Annotated in this window: 18 protein-coding genes; 11 read left to right on the top strand and 7 right to left on the bottom strand. The window is 43.8% G+C overall.

Features of this window, described 5'->3' with window-relative positions; genetic code table 11:
- Positions 1-5: 5 nt before the first annotated feature.
- A complete protein-coding gene (locus ACFFGT_RS28580) occupies positions 6-3,128 on the bottom strand; it encodes a SusC/RagA family TonB-linked outer membrane protein (RefSeq protein ID WP_377025934.1) in 3,123 nt (1,040 codons plus the stop codon).
- A 411-nt stretch (positions 3,129-3,539) separates the two neighbouring features.
- Here ACFFGT_RS28580 and ACFFGT_RS28575 point away from each other — a divergent pair, with 411 nt between their 5' ends.
- Positions 3,540-6,464 carry a ligand-binding sensor domain-containing protein gene (locus ACFFGT_RS28575; protein ID WP_377025933.1) on the top strand — a complete coding sequence of 975 codons (2,925 nt, stop codon included), beginning with the start codon at positions 3,540-3,542 and terminating at the stop codon, positions 6,462-6,464.
- A 148-nt stretch (positions 6,465-6,612) separates the two neighbouring features.
- Here ACFFGT_RS28575 and ACFFGT_RS28570 read toward each other — a convergent pair whose 3' ends face one another.
- Both ACFFGT_RS28570 and ACFFGT_RS28565 read right to left on the bottom strand, forming a co-directional pair.
- Entirely contained in the window at positions 6,613-7,014 is a 402-nt protein-coding gene (locus tag ACFFGT_RS28570; protein ID WP_377025932.1) for a response regulator, read from the bottom strand.
- 6 nt (positions 7,015-7,020) lie between these two features.
- The gene (locus ACFFGT_RS28565; RefSeq protein WP_377025931.1) at positions 7,021-8,448 is read right to left on the bottom strand and encodes a sensor histidine kinase; all 1,428 of its coding nucleotides are present in this window, start codon (positions 8,446-8,448) and stop codon (positions 7,021-7,023) included.
- Positions 8,449-8,849: 401 nt separating this feature from the next.
- Between ACFFGT_RS28565 and ACFFGT_RS28560 the strand changes: the two genes are divergently transcribed.
- The 7 genes from ACFFGT_RS28560 (at position 8,850) to ACFFGT_RS28530 (ending at position 18,348) form a co-directional block, all read left to right on the top strand.
- A complete protein-coding gene (locus ACFFGT_RS28560) occupies positions 8,850-9,233 on the top strand; it encodes a TraR/DksA family transcriptional regulator (RefSeq protein WP_377025930.1) in 384 nt (127 codons plus the stop codon).
- A 304-nt stretch (positions 9,234-9,537) separates the two neighbouring features.
- The gene (locus ACFFGT_RS28555) at positions 9,538-10,008 is read left to right on the top strand and encodes a (2Fe-2S)-binding protein (protein WP_377025929.1); all 471 of its coding nucleotides are present in this window, start codon (positions 9,538-9,540) and stop codon (positions 10,006-10,008) included.
- Entirely contained in the window at positions 10,005-10,613 is a 609-nt protein-coding gene (locus tag ACFFGT_RS28550; protein ID WP_377025928.1) for a hypothetical protein, read from the top strand. The genes ACFFGT_RS28555 and ACFFGT_RS28550 overlap by 4 nt, the downstream gene beginning before the upstream one ends.
- A gap of 28 nt (positions 10,614-10,641) precedes the next feature.
- The gene (locus ACFFGT_RS28545) at positions 10,642-12,798 is read left to right on the top strand and encodes a xanthine dehydrogenase family protein molybdopterin-binding subunit (RefSeq protein ID WP_377025927.1); all 2,157 of its coding nucleotides are present in this window, start codon (positions 10,642-10,644) and stop codon (positions 12,796-12,798) included.
- 40 nt (positions 12,799-12,838) lie between these two features.
- On the top strand, positions 12,839-13,948 hold the full coding sequence (locus ACFFGT_RS28540; RefSeq protein WP_377025926.1) for an XdhC family protein: 1,110 nt from the start codon (positions 12,839-12,841) through the stop codon (positions 13,946-13,948).
- Between the two features lie 490 nt (positions 13,949-14,438).
- A complete protein-coding gene (locus ACFFGT_RS28535; RefSeq protein ID WP_377025925.1) occupies positions 14,439-16,178 on the top strand; it encodes a thiamine pyrophosphate-dependent enzyme in 1,740 nt (579 codons plus the stop codon).
- Between the two features lie 319 nt (positions 16,179-16,497).
- Positions 16,498-18,348, top strand: a complete 1,851-nt coding sequence (locus ACFFGT_RS28530; protein ID WP_377025924.1) for a CocE/NonD family hydrolase — start codon at positions 16,498-16,500, stop codon at positions 18,346-18,348.
- Here the strand turns inward: ACFFGT_RS28530 and ACFFGT_RS28525 are convergent.
- Complete coding sequence (locus ACFFGT_RS28525) at positions 18,338-18,895, bottom strand: hypothetical protein (protein WP_377025923.1); 558 nt, start codon at positions 18,893-18,895, stop codon at positions 18,338-18,340. The genes ACFFGT_RS28530 and ACFFGT_RS28525 overlap by 11 nt on opposite strands.
- Before the next feature lie 48 nt (positions 18,896-18,943).
- Here ACFFGT_RS28525 and ACFFGT_RS28520 point away from each other — a divergent pair, with 48 nt between their 5' ends.
- A complete protein-coding gene (locus ACFFGT_RS28520; RefSeq protein WP_377025922.1) occupies positions 18,944-19,459 on the top strand; it encodes a GNAT family N-acetyltransferase in 516 nt (171 codons plus the stop codon).
- On the opposite strand, the gene ybiA is transcribed toward ACFFGT_RS28520, so the two are convergent.
- Genes ybiA through ACFFGT_RS28505 form a run of 3 tightly spaced genes read right to left on the bottom strand, consistent with a single transcriptional unit; the run spans position 19,452 to position 20,812 of the window.
- Positions 19,452-20,018 carry a riboflavin biosynthesis intermediates N-glycosidase gene (ybiA, locus tag ACFFGT_RS28515; protein ID WP_377025921.1) on the bottom strand — a complete coding sequence of 189 codons (567 nt, stop codon included), beginning with the start codon at positions 20,016-20,018 and terminating at the stop codon, positions 19,452-19,454. The two genes, ACFFGT_RS28520 and ybiA, sit on opposite strands and share 8 nt — an antisense overlap.
- A 16-nt stretch (positions 20,019-20,034) precedes the next feature.
- Complete coding sequence (locus ACFFGT_RS28510) at positions 20,035-20,529, bottom strand: hypothetical protein (protein ID WP_377025920.1); 495 nt, start codon at positions 20,527-20,529, stop codon at positions 20,035-20,037.
- Between the two features lie 10 nt (positions 20,530-20,539).
- Entirely contained in the window at positions 20,540-20,812 is a 273-nt protein-coding gene (locus ACFFGT_RS28505) for a hypothetical protein (protein WP_377025919.1), read from the bottom strand.
- A gap of 361 nt (positions 20,813-21,173) precedes the next feature.
- On the opposite strand from ACFFGT_RS28505, the gene ACFFGT_RS28500 reads away from it, so the two are divergent.
- Complete coding sequence (locus tag ACFFGT_RS28500; RefSeq protein ID WP_377025918.1) at positions 21,174-21,698, top strand: hypothetical protein; 525 nt, start codon at positions 21,174-21,176, stop codon at positions 21,696-21,698.
- Between the two features lie 69 nt (positions 21,699-21,767).
- Entirely contained in the window at positions 21,768-23,096 is a 1,329-nt protein-coding gene (locus tag ACFFGT_RS28495) for an MFS transporter (protein ID WP_377025917.1), read from the top strand.
- Positions 23,097-23,112: the final 16 nt, after the last annotated feature.

Below are 23,112 nucleotides of genomic sequence, written 5' to 3'. Positions count from 1 at the left end.
AATGGTTATAACTTAATATCAAGGCCAAAGCTGTACATTCTTGCCTGCGGATAAGCGCCGCGGTCAATACCGGTATCAAGTACATCGCCTGCTATTTCAGGATCAAAGCCGGTGTATTTGGTAATAGTGAAAGCGTTTTTAACCTGCCCGTAAACCCTGATGCTCTTAAATACACCACGTGCAAATGATGTTGGGAGCGTATAACCCAGCTGCAGGTTTTTTACTTTTACAAAGCTGCCATTTTCAACATACCTGTCGGATACGCGGATGTTGCTGTTTGGATCATTAAATGAATACCTTGGGTCCCTGGCATCATTGGTTGATCCCGGACCTGTCCAACGTGCCAGTACATTGCGGAACTTGTTGGTGTAGTTTTGGTTACGTTCATAAGCCCGGTAAACATCATTGCCTATTGAAGCATAGGTAAAGGCGCTAAAGTCAAAGCTTTTGTAGGATACACTCAGGTTCCAGCCTAAAGTAAATTTAGGGAATGGGTTCCCTATCTGTGTTTGATCGGCAGCGGTGATCTTGCCATCGTGGTTAATGTCCACATAGCGGATATCGCCTGGCTGTGCGCCGTCCTGGGTTGGTGCAGCAGCTATTTCGGCAGCGTTCTGGAACAGGCCATCAGTTTTATAGCCGTAGAAATAGCCCGGGGTATGACCTTTTTCAAACACGGTAACTGTTTGCGACTGACCGTTGAAGTAGCTGCCGCCGGTTACCTTTGCCGTACCATCGGTGTTGGTGGCGGTAACAATGTTTTTGCTTGTAGTAAATGTAAAGTTGTTGCTTAATTTAAGGTCCTTGTTTATGGTTTCATTATAGCCAAGCGTGATATCGACACCATTGGTTTTGGTTGAACCGATATTAGCCGTTGGCGGAGGTATAGTACCTAAATACAGGGAAATTGAAGGTGTGAACAGTAAGCCGCTTACCCGTTTCTCAAAATAATCGGCAGAGAGGGAAAGTTTACCTTTAAAGAAGGTAGCATCAAAACCTGCGTTGCTTTGCAGTTGCTTTTCCCAGGCCAGGCTGTTGTTTGCCGCTGAACCTACTGTTGAGCCCGGATAAAAGATATTGCCAAAGTTATAACCGTTACTGTTGGCAGTTGGTCCATAATCAGGCCCGCCGGTTACTATGGAAACATATACCGGGTTCACGTTTTCGTTACCGGTTGAGCCATAACTACCCCTGATTTTTAAATAATCAATAAAAGGAACTTTAAAAAAGTCTTCACTGCTTACTACCCAGCCCAATGAACCGGCGTAGAAATTGGCAAATTTATTATCCTTACCAAAAGCCGATGAACCATCACGACGGGCTGAGAACGAAGCCAGGTATTTACCTTTATAATCGTAATTGGCGCGACCGAAATAGGAGAGGTTCCGTTTAAAATACTGATAGTATGAACCTGTTAAGGCGTTCAGATTATCGGCAGTGTTATTGCCTGTAGCGGCCGAAAAATCGGCAAACTCCCAGGAGTTGAAAGGTACATCCTGCCGGGTGGCGTTCATGCCGTTACCGGTGGTTTTGGCCATTGAAAAACCAACCACAGTTTCAAAATGGTGGTCTTTTTGAATGTTGAAGCTATAGTTGGCAAATGACTCCCAGGTGTAGTTGAAATTGCTGTTTTTAGTTTGCGATACGCTGCTGTGCGAACCGGTGACCGTGCTGCCATCGGCATTCATGGTGTTATTAACGTTAAGCGGGCCATAAAAAACCAGCGGGGTAAAGTTTTTTGAATTGTCATCGTACTTGGTATAGCCAAACCTGGTGTTCAGTTTAAGGCCTTTGATCACATCGTACTGCAATTCAAACTTGCCATAAAGCTTATTACCAGTGTTTTTATTATAAGTATTATCAAGTTTGGTAAGCGGGTTGAACACCTCTGATAAAATGAGGTTACTATAACCATATTTGCCAACGCTGTTGGGATCGTTGTTTAAAACCGGTACGGTTGGGTCAAAGTTTAATGCGCTGCCCAAAATACTGTTAAAGGAGTTTTCCTGTACCGATTTGCCTGTAAGGATCACATCGGTAGCGTTTACAAGGAATTTAATTTTTGAGGTAAGATCAAATGACAGGTTCGCTGTAAAATTCCCCCTGTTAAACCTCGACTTATCATAACCGCCTACTATACCACCTTGGCTTTGATAGCCTCCCGACACGAAATACTGCATTTTATCACTGCCGCCGCTGGCCGATATGTTATGCGTTTGCATAGGCGCGGTATGGAAGATCTGATCCTGCCAGTCGGTGCCCACGCCAAGTATGGAAAGATCGGGGAAGATGACCGGGCCACCCGAAGTTACACTGCCTTCGTTAATAATAGCACCATATTCGGTAGCATTTAATACACCTATTTTGCGCTGCACGCTTTGGATGCCATAGTTGCTGTTGATGGAGATCTCTGTTTTCTGATTTCTTCTGCCCGATTTGGTGGTCACCACAATAACACCATTACCGCCCTTTAAACCGTATATAGCCGTAGTAGCAGCATCTTTCAGTACGTTTATCGATTCGATATCCGAGGGATTGATAGCATTAAAATCGGTCAATGTTTGCACGGAGCCATCCACGATCACCGTTGGATCATTGCCTGAAAATGACGGAATGCCGCGCACCTGCACAGTAGGTTTTGAACCCGGCGAGCCGCTTTGGATCACCGTTACGCCTGATGCCTGGCCTTGCAAAGCTTCTTCGGCACGTAAAGGGGTAAGCTTTTTAATATCCGAAGCCTTAACGACAGATATAGCGCCTGATATATTGGTTACTTTTTGGGTGCCGTAGCCCACTACAACCACCTCGTTAAGGGTATTGGCGGCATTATCTTCCAGTGCAAAGTTTACTTCACCGGCTTGGCTTACCTGCTGCTCAATTTTATTCATACCAATAAAGGATACTACTAAAGTTGCACCGCCCTGTGATATTTGCAGCACGTATTTTCCGTTTATATCGGTAACCGTGCCATTGGTTGTGCCCTTAATGGCTACGGTGGCTCCGGGCAAAGGTTCGCCGGTTTTCTTTTCGGTAACCCTGCCGGTTACGCGAAGTGTTTGTGAATAAGCCCTGTTAACAAAGCAAAAGAGCAGTGCGAGGGCTATACAAAACGTAAGTTTTTTTTGCATAAAGTTTAATTTTAGGTTGATACTATTTTGGTTTTTTTGATGGATGAGAAGCCGTGCATGCGCTCATCACACACTGCATCGGGGCAGTGTATTGAAAATTGGTTCACCATTCAGGGTGGAAATCGCGGAAGCACCTCATTTGCAATTGCCGCAAAGCAATTACAGGCCTGCACAATGACAAAGCGAGGTGTACATAAGTTTAAATAACTCATTTACAGGTTTATACTTTTGGTTAAATAATAATGCCGGGGCATTAGGTTTATGGCATCAAATGTATATCCGGATTAACCCATAGTGAAATTTCGGACTACATCACTACTACACAGGTTGAAATTTTTATTGCAATGCTTGATATTCGCCGCATCTTTAATACATTTAATAAAATGTTGGGCTTTCGCCCGCAAAACCTATATGCGCTCATTTATTGTTTTTTTAATACTCCTGCTTGCAGGTAACCTATCCTCGTATTCACAGACCTATATCGGCCAGCGGGAAACGGTTAATTATGAAAAAAAACAATACAATGCAGGCACGCAAAACTGGAAGATCATTCAGGATGCGCAGGGCCGTATGTACTTTGCCAATAACGAGGGCGTATTGGTTTTTGATGGTGCTTACTGGCAGCTTTATCCCTTGCCCAATAAAACCATTGTATGGTCGATAGAATTTGGAAAGGATAAAAAACTGTATGCCGGCGGGCAGGATGAGATGGGGTATTTTTCGCCAGGTAAAAATGGCTTGCTTCAATTTACTTCGTTAAAAACGCTGCTGCCAAAAGCCGACAGGCAGTTTTCAGATATCTGGGATATTGCCTGTTATGAGGATGCTGTTTTCTTCCGGTCAAGAAACAAGATCTTCCGGTATTATAACGGCAAAATAAATTCATATTCGCCATACTCATCATGGCTTTCGTTGGGCATATATCAAAAGCGATTGATAGCCCACGACGAGCAAAGGGGGGTAGTTACCTTTAAAAACGGCGGCTGGCAAAAGTTTATTGATAAAAAAGACCTGCCCACAGGATTTTTTATTACCGGGATAGCAGCTATTAATAAAGACTCGAGCCTGGTTACCACCGCTAAAAATGGTGTTTACATCCTGAGTGGCAACCGGCTTAAAAGCTGGAATATTAATGGTTTTGGGATTGATAACCACGAACACTTTTCGGGAGTGGTAGTACTTGGCGATGGCAGCTTTTTAATAGGCACCTATGCCAACGGTGTTTACCAGGTAAACCGGCAGGGCAATGTGATTGAAAATATCTCCAAAAAAGAAGGTTTGCAAAACAGCAATGTACGGAGCATGTTTATGGATAATAACCGTAATGTGTGGCTGGGACTTGATAACGGGATTGATTTCATTGCTTATAACAACGCGGTAAAGCATATCAACCCATTGGCTTTTAAAGATGGCGGTGGCTTTTCCATGGCCCTGTTTAACAATAACCTGTACTTTGCCTTATCAAACGGGGTATACGAACTGCCTGCAAAAAACATGGGCGACCTAAGCTATACGCCTAATAACTTCAGGGTGCTGTCGCAAACCCTGTCATGGAATTTATCGGTAGTGAATAATAAATTGCTTTCGGGCAATGATGACGGCTTTTACCGGATTCAGGATGGGAAAATGCTGCCCGTTGATAAAAGCTCGGGCTTTTGGATCTTTAAACCGGTAAAACCGGGCGACTCGGCATTGATAGCGGCCGGAAACTATAATGGCGTAAAGCTTTTTGAGGATAATGGAAGCGTGTTAACCGCCAAAGGCAGCATCGGCCATAGTTATAATGAATCAGCGCGTTTTGTTGAGATAGATGTGGATAACAACGTGTGGACATCCCATCCTTACCGGGGTGTTTACAAACTCAGCATGAAATCACCTAAATTAAAAGTGTACACCCAGGCCGATGGATTGCCCTCAACGCTCGATAATTTCGTGTTTAAGATAAAAGGCAAGGTGGTCATCGCCACACAAAAAGGTATTTATGAGTATAATAAAAAAACAGACAGGTTTAATATTTCAGCACAGTTTAAAAGTGTTTTCGGTACGCTGGGCTTAAGGTACTTGAAAGAAGATCCGCAGGGCAATATCTGGTTTGTGCAGGAGAAAAATATAGGTGTTGCTGATTACTCAACTCATTCTCCATCGCTCATCTACATACCCGAGTTAAGCCGAAGGATCCTGAGCGGGTTTGAAAACGTATTCCCTGTAAATGAAAGCAATATTTTTGTAGGTGGTGAAAATGGTTTTTATCATATTAATTACGCCCGGTACAAACAAAATATCCATCCGCTAAAAACCTATATCCGCAAGGTAAAAGCTAATGCCGGTGCGGATAGCTTATTGTTTGGCGGCTATTTCAGTAATGTAAACGACGATGACAAGCAACCGGCTGCGGGCATGCCTTCATTAAGCTATTTATGGAATTCATTGCATTTTGAATATTCGACACCGGTATTTGAAGAACAATCAAACGTAGAGTACAGCTACTATTTGGTTGGCTTTGATAAAGAATGGTCGGAATGGTCAAAGAAAACCGAGAAGGATTACACCAACCTGTCGGCTGGCAGCTACACTTTTAAAGTAAAGGCCCGCAACCATCATGATAATATTTCGCCGGAAGCCAGTTACTCATTTGTTATTAATCCGCCATGGTACCAAACTATATGGGCTTACCTGATTTACCTGTTGATATTTGTTTACCTGATCTATTATTTTTATCAACTGCAGGAAAAACGCCATATCCGCAACCATGAAAAGCGACTGCTTGCCCAGCAGCAAAAAAATGAGGAGGAGCAACGCCAAATGGCGTACCTGCACCAGCTTGAGCTTGAACGATCGGAAAAAGAGGTGGTAAAGCTTAAAAACGAAAAGCTGGAAAGCGAAATAGAATTCAAAAACTCAGAACTGGCATCGTCGGCAATGAACCTGGTACAAAAAAAAGAGTTTCTTTTAAAGGTGAAAGAGGAGTTGCAGCGCCTGCATAAATCAGGCAGGGATGTTGTTGAAACCGCTGAAATCAAGAAGCTGCTCCGCCTGCTTACTGAAGAAAAAAAGATCAACGAAGAATGGGAACAATTCAGCATGCATTTCAATAAAGTACATGCCGACTTCCTTACCGTGATCAAAGACAGGTACCCGGCCATTAATCAACAGGAGCTAAAACTGTGCGCTTACCTGATCATGAACCTGTCGAGCAAGGAAATTGCGCAGTTAATGGCCATATCGGTAAGAGGAGTGGAGATCAGCAGGTACCGCCTGCGTAAGAAACTTCAAATCCCGACCGAGGTTAACCTTTTTGAATTTCTGTTTGAGATACAACGGGAATGCATGAAATAGACAGCGGCGGGTTGATCTGTTCCGGTATGCTCATCTCCTGTTAGTCGCCGGAACCCTATACTCCACAGGTCGGGATAGTGCCACTTTATACCATTTTTTATTTATAAAACCGTTTAGCACAATTGTTAAAGATAGGGCTGCGGTGATATTATTTCCCTTTGATCTCATCCAGCATGCTGATCAGGTGCTCTTTAGTAATAGGTTTGACGTAAAAATTGGAGACCTGCTTATAAGCCCCGGCTTTGATGTGATCGGCCTGGTCGATCGAGGAACTGACAATATATACGGTAATCTTTTTCCGGATATTGAATTTGGTGAACTCATCTAAAAACTGCCAACCGTCCAGTACGGGCATGTTGATGTCCAGCAGGATCACCGAGGGCAGGGTTTCCGGGCTCTCAATTATAGGCCGGAGGTATTTCAGTGCTTCTTCACCATTATTGAAAATGAGCACTGTTTCACAAAAATCGATCAGTTTCATCTGCCGGGAGAGAAGGTAGGTGAACATCTGGTCGTCGTCAATCATGCATGCTATGTCCAGTTTCATCATGCGTAATTAATTAAATTCAATAATAAATGTAGTTCCCTGTCCGGGCTGACTTTCTGCCCGGATCTTTCCGCCCATGGCCTCCACCTCGTTTTTGACCAGGAACAGCCCCATACCCCTGGCATCGGGATGTTTGTGAAAAGTTTTATACATGCCGAACAATTTGTGTCCGTGGAGGCTGAGGTCGATACCCAGGCCGTTGTCTTTGATCTGCAGGATGACATGGCCGTCGGTTTGCGCAGCCTGCAGCAGTATTTCCGGCAACCTGTCGGGATGTTTATACTTGAGGCTGTTGCCGATCAGGTTGATCAGGATGCTTTCGAGGTAAGCCGGGCTAAAATCAACTGTTAGTTCTTCGCTGATATCCGTAGTGATCTGTGCCCCGCTTTGCCGGATACTGGCCGAAAGGATATCCAGTACCCTTTTTACTTCAGCGCTCAGCTTCAGCGCTTTCCGGCCAATCTGCCCGTTGTCATGTACTTTAACTACCTCGTTTAAATGATCCAGTGTTTCAAGCAGGTTGCCGGTATTCATATTGAGCATTTGTACCAGGCTGTCTTTTTCGGCCTGATCCTGTTCCTCCACAATGAGGTCGGTCAGCATCCTGATGTTACCAGTATGCGAGCGGAGGTTATGGGAAACAATATGCGCAAAATTGAGCAGCCGCTCGTTCTGGCTGCGGATAGTTTCCATATTCCGTTTATGTTCAGAGATGTCTTTGATCTGGGAAACAAAGTAAAGCGGGACTGCTGATTCGTCCCGGACGAGGGAAACATTCAGCAAGGCCCAGATAAGCCGCCCGTCAGCATGATAATAGCGCTTTTCCATGCTGTAGGAGGGTATGGTGCCTTCAACCAGCTGCTTTAACAAGCTCAGGTCTTTGTCCAGGTCCTCAGGATAGGTAAAATCCTGAAAGGTGCGTTTTAAAAAACCCTGTTCGGTATAACCCAGCAAGTGGCAAAGGCTCAGGTTGACTTTGATCCATTCGCCGCGGAGCGATACCAATGCCATGCCGATCGGTGCATGATCAAAGGCATTGGTGAACCGTTTTTCCCGTTCCTCCAGCTTATTCTTCAGGCTTACATGGTCCGTGATGTCTTCCATCGTCCCGTAGAGCCGGAGGCAGCGCCCGTTTTCGCAATCCGCCTGGATCCTGATCTTTATCCATTTGTGGTTATTTTTTGCGGTGAACAGCTCCAGCTCCGCTGTTTCAGGCAGACCGGAAGCTATAGCCTGGTCGATCAGATTGCGGATAGCCTGCGGGTCGCTGTAAAAGCTGATCGATTCTTCCAAAACAGGCGAGAAATCGTCAGGCACTTCCAGCATCTCACGGATCACCGGGTTCCAATAGATCGTACTGTTTTCCAGGTCGCGCTCAAAAATTCCCAGGCCAGCAAGCGGTACCACCCGCCTGTAAAGTTCTAATTTGTTCTGCATCGCTATGTTGAGACAATAATAATGCTAAATATGGAGAAAACAGGTCTTCATTCGTAAATCAATTAACTGTAAGTATATGGCAAACAGATGCTGAATTGTAGCTGTTTGCCATATACTTACAGTTTTCTACAGGAATAGCCATACATTATTCCTGACAGAGGGACATGTACCTTAACATTTGAAGTGGAATTGCTTTTTATACCCGGAACCGGCTATATTGGTTAAAAGTGCCATGATACGGTATTCTTTTAGCAGACCTGCAAATCAGCCCGGATTGAAAGGAAAAAGTTTTTAGCAGGTATTTTTAATTGTATTTTGATGACATATGATAAGGATTTCGTAGTTTAAACACGGAAAAAAAATTGTGCCAACTATTCAGATCAATATTTGTTAAACTAACCATGCAACAGGAAACTACTAAAACCAGGTACAACGACACGGAACTAAACGAATTCAGAACGCTGATCAAAGAAAAGATCAGTGTGGCCAGGGAAGAACTGCAGGAACTGGCGGGTACGCTAAGTTCATCTAACTCTAACGGCGATGATGCTGCCATCGCGGGTAAAACGCTGGAAGATGGCTCGGCCACTTTTGAAAAGGAACAGACAAACCAACTGGCAGCAAGGCAGAAAAAGTTCATTGAGCAGCTCGAAGCAGCACTAATGCGCATCGAAAACAAAACTTATGGTATTTGCCGTTCAACCGGGAAACTGATCCCTGCAGAGCGGTTGCGCGCAGTTCCGCATACAACGCAAAGCATGGAGGCAAAGCTTAAACAGGCCTGAGCCGCATAATCCCGCGTGGTGCACCACATGGATTATGACGGAAACAAATAGGATTGCCCTAAAAAAGCAATCCTATTTGTATAATTTGCAGGATCTGTTCATCGAAATTTAAATTATTCCTGATCTGGCACTTATTTGGCGTACATCAGGCCTGCTGTTTAAATAAGCGGTTCAATCTCAATTTTCTATAAACCTGTTTGAAAAACGTAACTTTTAGCTTGAATTTCGTAACCGAAAAATCACCATTCAAGCGATATTTATATTGGATTTTTTAAGTTAAATTTACTTAATCAATTATTTACATATGATCAACATTACTGTCAACGGGCAACACCACGAGGTAGATGCTGACCCAAATATGCCCTTGTTATGGGTAATCCGGGATATCCTGGGTTTAACCGGTACCAAATATGGGTGCGGGGCCGCACAATGCGGGGCTTGCACAATTCACCTTAATGGTGAAGCCGTACGATCCTGCGTAACCAAAGTAAATCGGGCAGCGGGGCAACATATAGTAACCATTGAGGGCCTTTCGGCTAACAATGATCATCCCTTGCAACTGGCCTGGAATGAATTGAATGTTCCGCAGTGTGGTTACTGCCAGTCGGGACAAATCATGTCAGGCGCGGTATTGCTGCGCGAAAATTCAGACCCTTCAGATCAGGATATTGATGATGCCATGTCGGGCAATATCTGCCGTTGCGGTACTTATCAGCGAATTAGGGCAGCAATCCATAAGGCTGCCGCAATGCAGACGGAAGGGGCCAAGCTATGAGAAAACTGATCGCCATCATTGTCATTGCCTCCATTACTGGTTTAATCACCTTATCATTCCGGCCGGAAACCGTAAAGAAAAATAATTATACGGCTTTGCCAAAAGATAGTGTAGGCTCAGTAAAGGCATTCATGTCCGTTTATACAGTATTGAAAAGTGCACGATGCATGAATTGCCATCCGTCGGGAGATGCACCTTTGCAGGGCGATGACAGCCATATCCATACTATGAATGTAAAACGTGGGGTGGATGGTAAAGGGCTTTATAGTGTGCGTTGCAGCAACTGTCACCAGGCGCAAAATACGGCCGGCTTACATATGCCTCCGGGAAATCCGAAATGGGGTTTGCCGCCTGCCAATATGCGTATGGTATTCCAGGGGCGTACACCACGCCAGCTGGCCTTGCAATTGCTGGACCCTAAGCAAAATGGCGGCCGTACAAAGGCACAGCTCATAGACCACATGGCCCATGATGACCTGGTTGGCTGGGCCTGGCACCCGGGCGATGGCCGTACTTTACCACCAATGAGCAGGCCTGCTTTTGCAGCTCAGGTACGTTTATGGATAGCCAAGGGCGCGTATGCTCCTTCGGCTAAAGCAAAATAAAGGATTTAAACGAATTAGAGTAGCCATTATGGAAACTAACGCAATATCGAGAAGAAATTTTTTGCGGGTGTCTGGTCTTGCCGGAACAGCGCTTTGCCTGGGCTTTTATTTCCCGGCCAATGCAAAAAAGGAAGAGTTGATCTCTGCTTCTGCAGCAGGGCAACCCGGCTTTGAATTTAATGCCTGGATGCGGATTGATACGGACGGAAAAGTTACGCTGACCGATCACCGTGCAGAAATGGGGCAGGGCTCCTATCAGTCTGTTCCGCAGATCATTGCAGAGGAACTGGAAGTTGATTTGAAAGATATCGATGTCATATTTGCCATAGGCGACCCGGTTAAGTACGGGAGCCAGATCACCGGGGGCAGTTCCACCATCCGGGGATCTTATAAAAAACTGCTCAAACTGAGTGCTACAGCACGTGAGATGCTCATTACCGCGGCGGCTAACAAATGGGGCGTTCCTGCAAATGAGTGTTATGCCGAGTCCGGGCACGTGATCCATAAACCTTCGGGCAAAAAATTCAATTACGGCGAACTGGTGACAGATGCATCAAAGCTTTCACCACCGAAAGAGGTTAAACTTAAAAGCATTTCAGAATATAAACTGATCCGCAAGCCTCTTAACAGGATGGATACGCCAATGAAAACCAATGGTGGAGCCATTTTTGGTTTGGATAAAAAATTGCCGGGCATGGTATATGCGGCGGTTGAGCGAAATCCGAGGCTGCGCGGAAAAATAAAAAGCTTTGACAGTTCTGCTGCGCTAAAGGTTCCTGGTGTTAAGCAGGTGTTTAAGATCCAAATGATGGTTTTTAATACCACACGCGATGGCGTAGTGGTTATTGCCGACTCTACCTGGGCAGCCATGCAGGGGAGGAAAGCTTTACGCGTTGAATGGGATGACAGTGGTTTTGAACATGTAAATACTGCTGATATTTATAAAGCCCACGAGGAATTACTCAGGAAAGAAGAAGGCCTTTCTTTCAAAAAACAAGGTGACCCCGACGGTGCTTTGGGGAAATCGGATAAGAAGATCGATGTAATTTATCAAACACCGTATCAATCGCATGCCGCTATGGAGCCTTTAAATTGCATAGCGCATTACCAGCCTGATAAAATTGAGATCTGGGGCCCGATCCAAGCGCCGGACTGGGTACTGAATGATATCAGTACCAAATTCAAGATGCCTAAGGAAAAAGTGATCGTCAATATGACTTTTTTGGGCGGTGGTTTCGGGCGAAAAGCTTTTTTAGATTATACGCACGAAGTTGTTGCCATCTCAAAAGAGATAGGTGCGCCTGTCCAGGTGGTTTGGTCACGGGAAGATGATATTAAACAGGGGCCCTACCGTGCCGGCATTTCTTACCGGGGACAGGGATCGCTTAAAAATGGCGAGATCAGCGCTCTGAAGTTCAAAATGGCTGGTCAAAATATCGATCATTGGAACGGACCTGCACGGGGCAAGGCAAATGGAAGTACGTCCGAAGGTTTTTTAAAACCCTATTATGATAGCATTAAAAATATCAGTTTTGCTGATGTGCCCTACGAAATGCCCCTGCCTAATATGTGGTGGCGTTCGGTTTATGCTTCAACCAACGGGTTTGCTTATGAGAGTTTCATGAATGAAATGGCGGTTTTAGCCGGGCAGGATCAGCTTGATTTTCGGAGGAAATATCTGAAAGATGAACGTTGTCAGCGGCTGATTGACAGGATGGAAGAGGTGTCGGGCTGGAAATCAAGGCAAAAGAATCAAGGATACGGTGTTGCGATTACAGAATGCTTTGAAACTACCGTAGGCCAGGTGGTAAAGGTTTCCCGGAATGCTGAAGGGAAAGTGAAGATTGATAAAGTTTGGGCGGTGATGGACTGTGGCTGGTATGTTAATCCGGATATCATCAAGGCGCAGGTAGAAGGTTCAGTTGTGATGGCCCTGGGTGCAGCTACGATACACGAAATCACCTTTAAAAATGGCCTTGTGGAACAAAATAATTTTTATGACTACCTGATGCCGCGCATGAGTGATGTGCCGCACGTGGAAGTACATATTATGGAAAACACTGCAGATGCCGGTGGGGTAGGCGAGCCGGGCTTGCCGCCATTTGCACCTGCCCTTACCGATGCCATTTATGATTTGACAGGAAAGCGGATCAGGAAGCTGCCGTTCAATATGAATGCTGTTTAAGAATAGATAAATCAGTTAGTTAGGCGTTCTGAAATTAAGGATGAAAGAAATCATTGACATCGTAGCAGCTTATGAACAAGCTGTAAAATCAGGTAAAAGAACGGCCCTGGCTACGGTGGTGCTTGTTGAAGGTTCGGCTTACCGCCGGGCGGGTGCCCGGATGCTGATCACCGAAGACGGACAACTGACCGGTGCAATAAGCGGCGGCTGCCTGGAGGGTGATGCTTTGCGAAAAGCCCGCATGGTTATTTTGCAGCAGGAACCGCTATTGGTTACTTATGATACCATGGACGATGACGATGCTAAACTTGGTGTGGGATTGGGTTGCAACGGTATTATCCATATCCTGATCGAACCCATTAATGACGGACAAACCAATCCTGTAACCCTGCTGAAAGCCGCAATCGCTTCACGTGGTTATGCGGTTTTGGTTACAGTATTTTCCATTGCCGACCGAAAGGCCCGGCAGCCCGGATCGTGCTTGTGCCTCACCGCGAATCAAAATTTGTTAAACGGGCTGGAAAAACTGCCTTACCAACATGAATTATTTGACGACGCAAAAAATGCGCTTAACAAACAGCGCTCATCCGTTAATGCTTACGAAGATTATACCGCGTTCATTGAATGTGTTAAACCATTGATATCTTTGGTGGTTATTGGTGCAGGAAATGATGCTGTCCCTTTAACAAAAATAGCTTCAGTATTAGGCTGGAACATCACTGTTGCTGACGGGCGGCCTAATTATGCCACAGCCGAACGTTTTCCATCTGCAAATAAGCTATTAATTGCCAAACCAGACCTTGTTTTAACCAATCTGGAAATTAATAAGTGGACGGCTTTTGTGCTGATGACCCATAACTATAATTATGAAATTGCTTTTCTGAAAAAACTTTTGCCCTTACAACCATCCTATATTGGCATTTTAGGGCCCAGGAAAAAACTGGAACGCATGCTGGATGAACTGGAGGCGGGAGGCACGACCATCACCTCAGGAAATCTGGAAACAATCCACGGACCGGTCGGCCTGGATATCGGTTCTGAAACTGCTGAAGAGATCGCGCTATCAATCATCGCCGAAATAAAAGCGGTATTTGCTTCACGGAACGGAAAGTCATTGAAATATAAAACAAGCCTGATCCACAGCGCTTAAATAACCGGGGTTATGATGCTTGCAAAGGATCAACTAAATCGGTTGCCTCGCAGCTTTTAAATCACTTTAAAAAGGACTTTGTTTATCTGATTTCAGAGAAACAATTTGTTTATTATCAATTACTTTTGGATCGTTGTTATTAAGTGTTACTTTTTCTGATTGTCTAAATCTGTCTGTTTTGGGCATGGCCAATAGCAATACCGTTATGGTTATTTTTAGTTTGAAAGGTTAACCTTCGGATGTTTTTAATATTGTTAAGATACTAAAATGCGTTTGATTTATAAGAGGTTATAAATCAATCTGGTAATTTAAAATGATCAGATCGATGCTTACGATATATCAAAGATTATCGCAAAATCACGATATATCAGAAGCCGGAAATAAATCCGCTTATTACAAATATTTGACTGTTAATCGCTTAACAATTGGCATGTGTTTAGTGTTATCAGGATACGAAACTCAAAACATCACTAACGCTAAACAAATAAACATGTCAAAAAAAGTAGCCGAGCAGCTTGTAGAAATGCTAATACAGGCGGGCATAAAACGCATTTACGCCATTACCGGCGATAGTTTGAACGAACTTAATGATGCGGTTCGAAGAACGCCCGAATTAAAATGGATCCATGTACGCAACGAGGAGGCAGGAGCTTTTGCAGCCTCTGCCGATGCACAGCTGAGCGGATTGGCCTGTTGCGCTGGCAGCAGCGGCCCGGGACACGTACATTTGGTAAATGGTCTTTACGACGCTCACCGTTCGGGAGCCCCTGTTTTAGCCATAGCATCTACCTGTGCTACCAAAGAGTTTGGCAGTAATTATTTCCAGGAAACCAATGTCATCAAACTTTTTGATGATTGCAGTTACTATAACCAGGTGGCCGCCAACAGTATGCAGGTTCCCCGTATGGCGCAGGCTGCTATTCAAACCGCTATTCAGCGTAAGGGGGTTGGAGTGTTGGGTTTTCCGGGTGATGTGGCAGGGGAGGATGCGGTAGAGATTGATTCATCGGTAAATAACTTTTTTTGCAAAGCCAATATTACCCCGGTATGGGAAGAATTGGTGCAACTGGCCGATCTGATTAATCGCCATCCTAAAGTTTGCATTTTTGGCGGCATTGGCTGCGCCGATGCTCATGACGAGGTGGTTGAGCTGGCTGCATTGCTTAAAGCGCCGGTTGGTTATTCGTTCCGTGGAAAAATGTTTTTGGAGCATGATAATCCTTACGAGGTAGGCATGACCGGTTTGCTTGGTTTGCCTGCAGCCTATCACAGCATGCACGAAAGCGACCTGGTTATCCTGCTGGGTACCGATTTTCCTTACACACCTTTTTACCCGCAGGATAAAAAGATAGTGCAGATTGATATTAAGCCAGAAAATCTTGGTCGCCGTGCCAAATTAAAAATGGGGCTGTATGGCGATATTAAATCTACCCTTAAAGCATTAATTCCTTTGATTAAAGAAAAAACCGACCGGAGTTTTTTAGATGCCCAGCTGCATGTACATACCAAAGTTAAAGAACAACAGAAAGCCTACATTAAGGATTATGGTAAACATGATGCTATCCATCCCGAAGCTTTGGCTGCTATTGTAGATGAACATGCTGCTGCCGATGCTATTTTTACCTGCGATACCGGGATGTGTAACGTATGGAGTGCCCGGCATATCAGTGCTAATGGCCGGCGATCTATGATCGGGTCATTTGTGCACGGATCCATGGCTAATGCTATGCCGCATGCCATTGGTGCTGCACTGGCCTGCCCCGAAAGGCAGGTGGTGGCCATGTGCGGGGATGGCGGAATTTCTATGCTGTTAGGCGATCTGGCAACCATCAAACAATATAATCTGCCTATAAAAATCATCGTATTTAATAACCGGGCGCTTGGTATGGTGAAGCTGGAAATGGAAGTAATGGGTTTACCCGACTTTGAAGTTGACATGCACAACCCGGATTTTACCATGGTTGCTGAGTCTATGGGTATAAAAGGCATCACCATAAATGATCCGCAGGACCTTGAACAGGGCATCGCCGAAGCTTTTGCACACACAGGCCCGGTATTGGTGAACGTTTATACCGATGGAACGGCCCTTGCCATGCCACCGCATATCGAACTTAAAATGGTTAAAGGGATGGCTGTATCCATGACCAAAATGATGCTTGGCGGTAAGTTTGATGAGGTTTTGGCTACCGTGAAAGGCAACTACAAACACCTGCCTGAAATTTTTGATTAATATCAGTACAAAGAATCGGGAGATGGGTAATTTCAATACCCGTCTCCTTAGGAAATCGCTTTTAAAATCAACAGTGAAGAGGAGGCACCTAACGGAGCCTTAAGCTTCTGTTTTGTTCCTATAAACATGATACTCTACGGAGTTTTAAATAATTAAGACACTCCGTAAGAGTATCGTGTTTATAGACATTGCGTTATCAATATATTGGCTCCGTTAGTGCCTCCTGTTTAAAAGTGATTTCCCTGCCCATCTCGCGATTATTTTGGCTCTGTTTGGCTAAAGTGATATATTTACGGTAAAACGTTTTTGTATCTTCTTTATGAAAAAAACAGTACTGCTGGCTCTTTTTCTTTTTCCGCTGATAGCCGCTGCTCAAAATCCCGATTCAACCTGGTTTGTTAATAATTTTACTAAAAAAGAGGTCAGCATTCCCATGCGTGACGGTGCAAAGCTGTTTACCTCTGTTTATGTACCTAATGATAAATCAGAAAAACATCCCATACTCATCACCCGTACGCCTTATTCGTGCGCACCGTATGGTAAGGATTACCGGGCTTACTGGCGTAATTTCATGCTTAACTATTGTAAGGAAGGCTATATTATGGTTATCCAGGATATTCGTGGTCGTTGGATGAGCGAGGGGACATTTGAAGTTGTACGGCCTTTTAATCCTAACAAAAAAACAAATAAAGATATAGATGAAGCCAGCGATACCTACGATACAATTGACTGGCTGGTTAAAAATATTGATAACAATAATGGTAAAGTAGGGGTGACCGGAATTTCGTTCCCTGGTTTTTATGCTACCATGGCTGCTTTGAGCGGTCACCCGGCCTTAAAGGCCGTTAGTCCGCAGGCCCCGGTAACGGACCGCTTTTTTGGCGATGATGACCATCATAATGGCGTTTTGTTTTTGATGGATGCCTTTGATTTTCATGCCGGTTTCGGCTTTAGCCAGCCGCGCCCGCAGCCTACTACCAAACCTGCCAAAACTTTTAACATTCCGGATTATGATAACTACGCATGGTATTTAAATATGGGTGCTTTGCCCAATTTTACCAAAGTAACGGGCGATAGTCTCAAGTTTTGGAGTGATATGATGAACCACCCCAATTTTGATGCCTGGTGGAAAGCACGTGATGCCCGCTCCGGAATTAAAAATGTAAAACCTGCCATGCTGATTGTAGGTGGTTTGTTTGATGCCGAAGATGGTTACGGCACCTGGAACACCTACCAGGCATTGGTTAAACAGAGTCCCGCAACCAAAAGCAATCTGGTGATTGGCCCGTGGTATCATGGGCAATGGGCCAGCAGGGATGGTACGCATTTAGGCAATATAAATTTTGGCAGTAAAACAAATGATTGGTATACCACCAATATCGAGATCCCATTTTTTAATTATTACCTGAAAGGTAAAGGCAACATTGATACGCTGAGTAAGGCTACCATATTTTTTTCGGGCGAGAATAAATGGAAGACTTTTAAACAATGGCCGCCTGCCGATGTAACAGAAACACCTGTTTATATTGAGCCGAATGGCAAACTATCTTTCCAGGATATGCCGAGCTTCAGGGCTTCAACAGATAGTTATGTAAGCGACCCGGCCAAGCCGGTTCCATACGCCGAAAAGGTTCACTATTACCGTACCCGTGAATACATGACCGACGATCAGCGTTTTGCCGCTCGCCGTACCGATGTTTTGGTTTACAACACCGATACGCTTACTGAAGACCTTACCCTGGCAGGCCCGGTTGTTGCCGACCTATTGGTAAGCATCTCCAATACCGATGCCGATTTTGTTGTGAAGCTTATTGATGTATTCCCCGAAAATGCAGGTACCGATCCGGTTACTAAATATCCTATGGGCGGTTACCAGATGCTGGTTCGTGCTGAAATTATGAGGGGCAGGTACCGCAACAGTTTTTCGGCTCCGGAGGCTTTTGTGCCAGGCAAGCCTGCGCAGGTAAAGTTTACGCTGCCCGATGTGGCACATACCTTTAAAAAAGGGCATAAACTCATGATCCAGGTGCAAAGCAGCTGGTTCCCATTAGCTGACCGTAACCCGCAGCAGTTTATCGATATCTATCATGCAAAAGATTCGGACTTTGTGAAGGAAACCATCAATGTTTACCACAATAGCTCGAAGGTGATATTACCCGTTATGAATTGATTTTTGATTGAAATTTTTTCACTATACCCATCACAAGATTAATGATAAATAACAGCTGCCCCAGTAAAAAGGCAGCTGTTATTGTTATGGAAGCCAGGAAAGTATCTTGCTGCTTTTTTTGAAATTCTGAAAACGCATAATATCTCCGTGGTGCACCGTCCAATCCCATAAAATGTATTTGCTTATATAACAAAAGGATAACAACGGTTATGGTGATCAGTACATGTGCCCAGCTTAACCAAAGCGATGGCAGCACATCTGTGGCCAATGCATAAATTGCCCATACCATAATGAGCACAACAGCTATCAGCCTGTAAACTATGGCATATGAGATCACAAAGTAAGTATCATGCAGGTTAATATCCATGGAGCCATTTGTAAACAGGAATGAAATTACTGCCGATAGCAATGCAAAAATGGCCAGTAAGTTATACGGCTTAGTTTTAATGTTAAAAAAGTAATAAGGCTTCAAGGCGTTGGTAATATTTGTTGCTGCTATAAAGCTATAGATAAGTTGAAACATCTCAATACTTATTCTGAAGTTCATACAGGGTTATTAATCAGAGCTTATTTTTATGCGGGTTAATTAAAAAACATGGCACCAATTAAGGGCAGTACATTTATTTTAAGATCGTGGCGGTTAACAGATGCACCTTCGCTACAGCACCATGCCGATAATGCCAATATTTACCGTTTTCTTTTTGACCGATTTCCAAACCCGTACACCATGGCTGATGCAGAAAGGTGGGTGTTAGCTCATCAAAGTAAAGCTGTTATAACCAATTTCGCCATTGTAATAAATGATAGTGCGGTTGGGGCAATAGATTTTAAACAGGGTGATGATATATACCGCAAAAATGCCACGTTAGGATATTGGCTGGGCGAGGAATATTGGGGCAAAGGTATAATTACTGAGGCCGTAAAGCTTTTTATACCATATGCTTTTCAAAACTTTAATATAACCCGGATCCAGGCTACCGTAAATGGTAATAACCAGGCATCAATGCGCGTGCTTGAAAAAGCCGGCTTTACAAAAGAGGGGATCATGAGGGACGCCATCATCAAAGGCGGCGAAGTTATGGATGAGCATTTGTATGCAATCCTTAAATAAAATGGCCCGGTTCCCTCAAAAAATCACGTACTTCCATCAACGCAAAACCCAGCAGGTTTAATCCACGCCAGTTATTTGGATTTGTAATTTGGTCATTATCCTGTGCCATACCTATTCCCCAGATCTTGTCAACAGGGCTGGCTTCAACCAGGATCCTGTCGCCGGTGTTAAGCAGGTATTCTGCAAATTGGGGGTGTTGATTAAATTTATGGATATTGCCGGTTACAACTATTTTGTAGCGGTATTCAGTCCACCTTGTTTCGTCAAAACCTGTTACTTGCCGACCCAGTTCTTTTGCTTCGCCGGGTTTAACGGCATTGATGATCTTTTCATATGTTTTCAGATCTTCAAATAAAAATGCCTTTTGGGCCATCATCCAATGCTCGGCGGTATTATACGTAGCACCATCAACTGTAAAAGGCAGCTCATACCATTGGCTGAAACAAAACTTCCCGGCTTCCTCGTTATGCTTATTAGTATGTCCCCAAAAGTAAAGGTATTTTAAGGGCTCATCATTATGGTGTTTGTCAATGAGCCATTGTAAGGTATAGGTTTGCATTATCATTAAGATTTGGCTACAATTTCAAATGTGCTATAATATTATTATCCCGGAGCTGTATAAAGTTGATACGCTCATCCTGCGGATCGTAATCGATACTTAATACAAGGTTATCTATTTTGTAATGGTCTATCAGGAAAGCTTTATCCAATACAATCGAATCTTCGTGCTTTGTTTGTGTAGGTTCGCCTGCTTTTTTGAAAACTTGTGTTCGGGTGTCGGTAAATGAAATTTCAAATGGCAGCCCGTATATCGCATCCGGTTTAGGATAAACGTTCAGGTGAGAAAATATAGGCTGGCCGGGCTCTAAAACTATCAGTTCATCTTCATCAATAACGGCATCTTCGTTTGTGAAGCCTAAATCAATATGCAGTAATTCAGATCGCATATAATCGCTTTTCAAAAGATTGTACGGGCTAAGGTCTGTAAAAGTATCTGCCAAAAATGCCTGGAAATTATCATCATATAGATACGAGCCGAATTGATCTGTAAAGTGAAGATATGTGAACATGCTGAAGTTATTAATGAACAATTTTTCGTTCCATCCGGTTTTTTGAGGCTTTTATAACCTGGTATATCATCCCAATAATTAAGCCCGCAAGACCACCAAGGTAGCCAAAGTTGTGCATTGAGCCAACGGCTATGAAACTCTTTTTATCAATAAGTGTCTCCGGTAAATACCAGTTGACCTGGGTGCCCGAAAGATAAAACCAGCCATAAACCAAGCCGATAAGCCCGCTGATTGCAGTTGTAATTAAAGTGATAAATACGGCGTAGCTAATTGTTTTTAGCATTAGCTTATAATCTTTTTGTATCAGTCCCATCAATCCGTGACCTACGCCAATAATCAATCCTACCCACCAGGTGGCCCAAAAGCCAACCATTGCTACATACAACCTCGGATTAGGTAAAATGGTTTCCGTGCCGGGCTCAATAAAACCAAATTGGTAAAACTTGAATTTTGTGAAATATTCATGGCTTATAGTGTAAGTAAACTGATCATGAATGATGCCGTAGCAACCGGCAATGATAGGAGTGGCGGCTAAAGTGAGTAAAAAGATGAGTACTTTTTCAATTTTATTGATTGATAAGGTTTACCGGATAAAACTACAATAAATCAAAATAAAGCTGAACTATGTTTTTTACTTTAGCGATATGATTGCACGGTTCGCCGGTTTATATTTAAGAGAGGAAGTCCCCGATACCTTCTTTATAACTTCTTATTTTTCATTACTTGATTTTGAAAAAAAACTCCAATTTAACCCCGGCGATGTCTTGTACACCGATAAAAAAATCTCAAAAACAATTGCAATTAATAAAAATAGCAGGGTGCTAATTACTATTGATCAGGGAAGCCCCCGTGGTTTAAATACACACTCCGAAATCTTCATTAAAAATGAAGATGAAACCAGTTTGCTTTGTAGTTTCCGTGTATTTGAAGAAGTGAACGACCTCCGCAAAACGGAATGCTACAAACTGGTTGAATACATTGCAAGCCGGATGAAGGCCAAATATGGAATTGAGTGGGAGTACAAAATTTCGGTAGATACGCCTGAAAAAGAGAAACAGTTTAACAAAAGTGTTTTCCTGATAATCCTGACGCTGATAGTAACATTTATTATAATTTATTACAGGTTAAGGTATGACATGGATCATCCCAGGATAAATTCTGGTCACTAATAAAATGATGTAATTTATTTTTCTCCGTTAAATTGGACTCCCTCTAAAATTCATACTTTTAAACCCGCAATGGAAGCAAAAAATAACAAGAAAACCATTTGGGCCTGGTGCATGTTTGACTGGGCCAATCAGTCATATAACATCGTTATTACCTCTACCATATTCCCGGCGTATTTTGTGGCGGTTACGAAGTTTAATTCAAAGAATACCCAAATGGTGACTTTTTTGGGGCACAGGTATGTTAATACGGTTTTATCAAACTATATACTGGGATTATCATATCTCGTGGTTGCGGCAATTTTGCCTATCCTCACTTCTATAGCCGATTATCGGGGGAATAAAAAATCGTACCTGCAATTGTTTACCTGGCTGGGCAGTTTGGCTTGTGCGGGTTTGTTTTTCTTTAAGCCCGGAGTTGGATTGGAAATCCCGATGCTTTGCTTTGGTCTCGCTTCTATAGGCTATTGTGGCGGCTTTGTGTTTTATAACTCCTATCTGCCGCAAATAGCTACGCCCGATAAGCAGGATGCTGTAAGTGCCAAAGGTTTTATTTATGGCTATGTAGGCAGTATTGTAGTGCAGGTGTTATGCTTTATAGTGGTGCTTGAACCTAATTGGTTTGGCATAACCGACGATTGGTTGCCTGCCCGGATCTCGTTCCTGATGGTTTTTGTCTGGTGGATAGGTTTTTCCATTATTCCGTTCCGCCTGTTACCAAAAGGCCTGCCTAATGAAGGCAGGCAAAATTATAACGTGATAACCGGAGGCTTTAAAGAACTGGCAAAGGTTTTTGGAAAAGTGCGTAACATGCCGCTGCTGAAGCGCTTTCTGGCTTCGTTTTTCCTTTACTCGGTTGGCGTGCAAACAATTATGCTGGTTGCAGCCAATTTCGCGGCCAAAGAATTGCATATGCCCGATGCCGCCTTGATTTCTATTGTGCTCATTATCCAGGTTGTTGCTGTTCCCGGTGCGCTGATCGCCTCCAAATCGTCGGAGAAATTCGGGAATGTGCGTACGCTGGTGGGTTTGGTAGCGGTATGGTCGGCCATTTGCTTGTATGCTTACTTTATTACCAACTCTACCCAGTTTTATGTTGCCGCGGTGATCATAGGTATAGTAATGGGAGGGGTACAATCTTTATCGCGCTCAACCTACTCCAAATATTTGCCCGAGAACATCCCGGATACGGCTTCATATTTCAGTTTTTATGACGTTACCGAAAAGCTTTCGATAGTGGTAGGCCTGTTTTGCTTTGGTTTTGTAGAGGCAGTGACTAATGAAATGCGCGACTCAACACTGGCCCTCGACGGTTTTTTTGTGCTCGGGCTTATTATGCTTATCGTGCTGATGCTTACCGAAAAAAAGCTGCGTAAGCAACGTGTTGAAGTGGAAGCTTAAACAATTTCATTGCACA

Origin of the sequence: Mucilaginibacter angelicae (assembly GCF_042434235.1) — a bacterium.
In the GTDB taxonomy this organism is placed as follows: Bacteria; Bacteroidota; Bacteroidia; order Sphingobacteriales; family Sphingobacteriaceae; genus Mucilaginibacter; species Mucilaginibacter angelicae.
The sequence above is the reverse complement of the archived record's forward strand: the minus strand, read 5'-3'. Positions and strand labels throughout refer to the sequence as shown.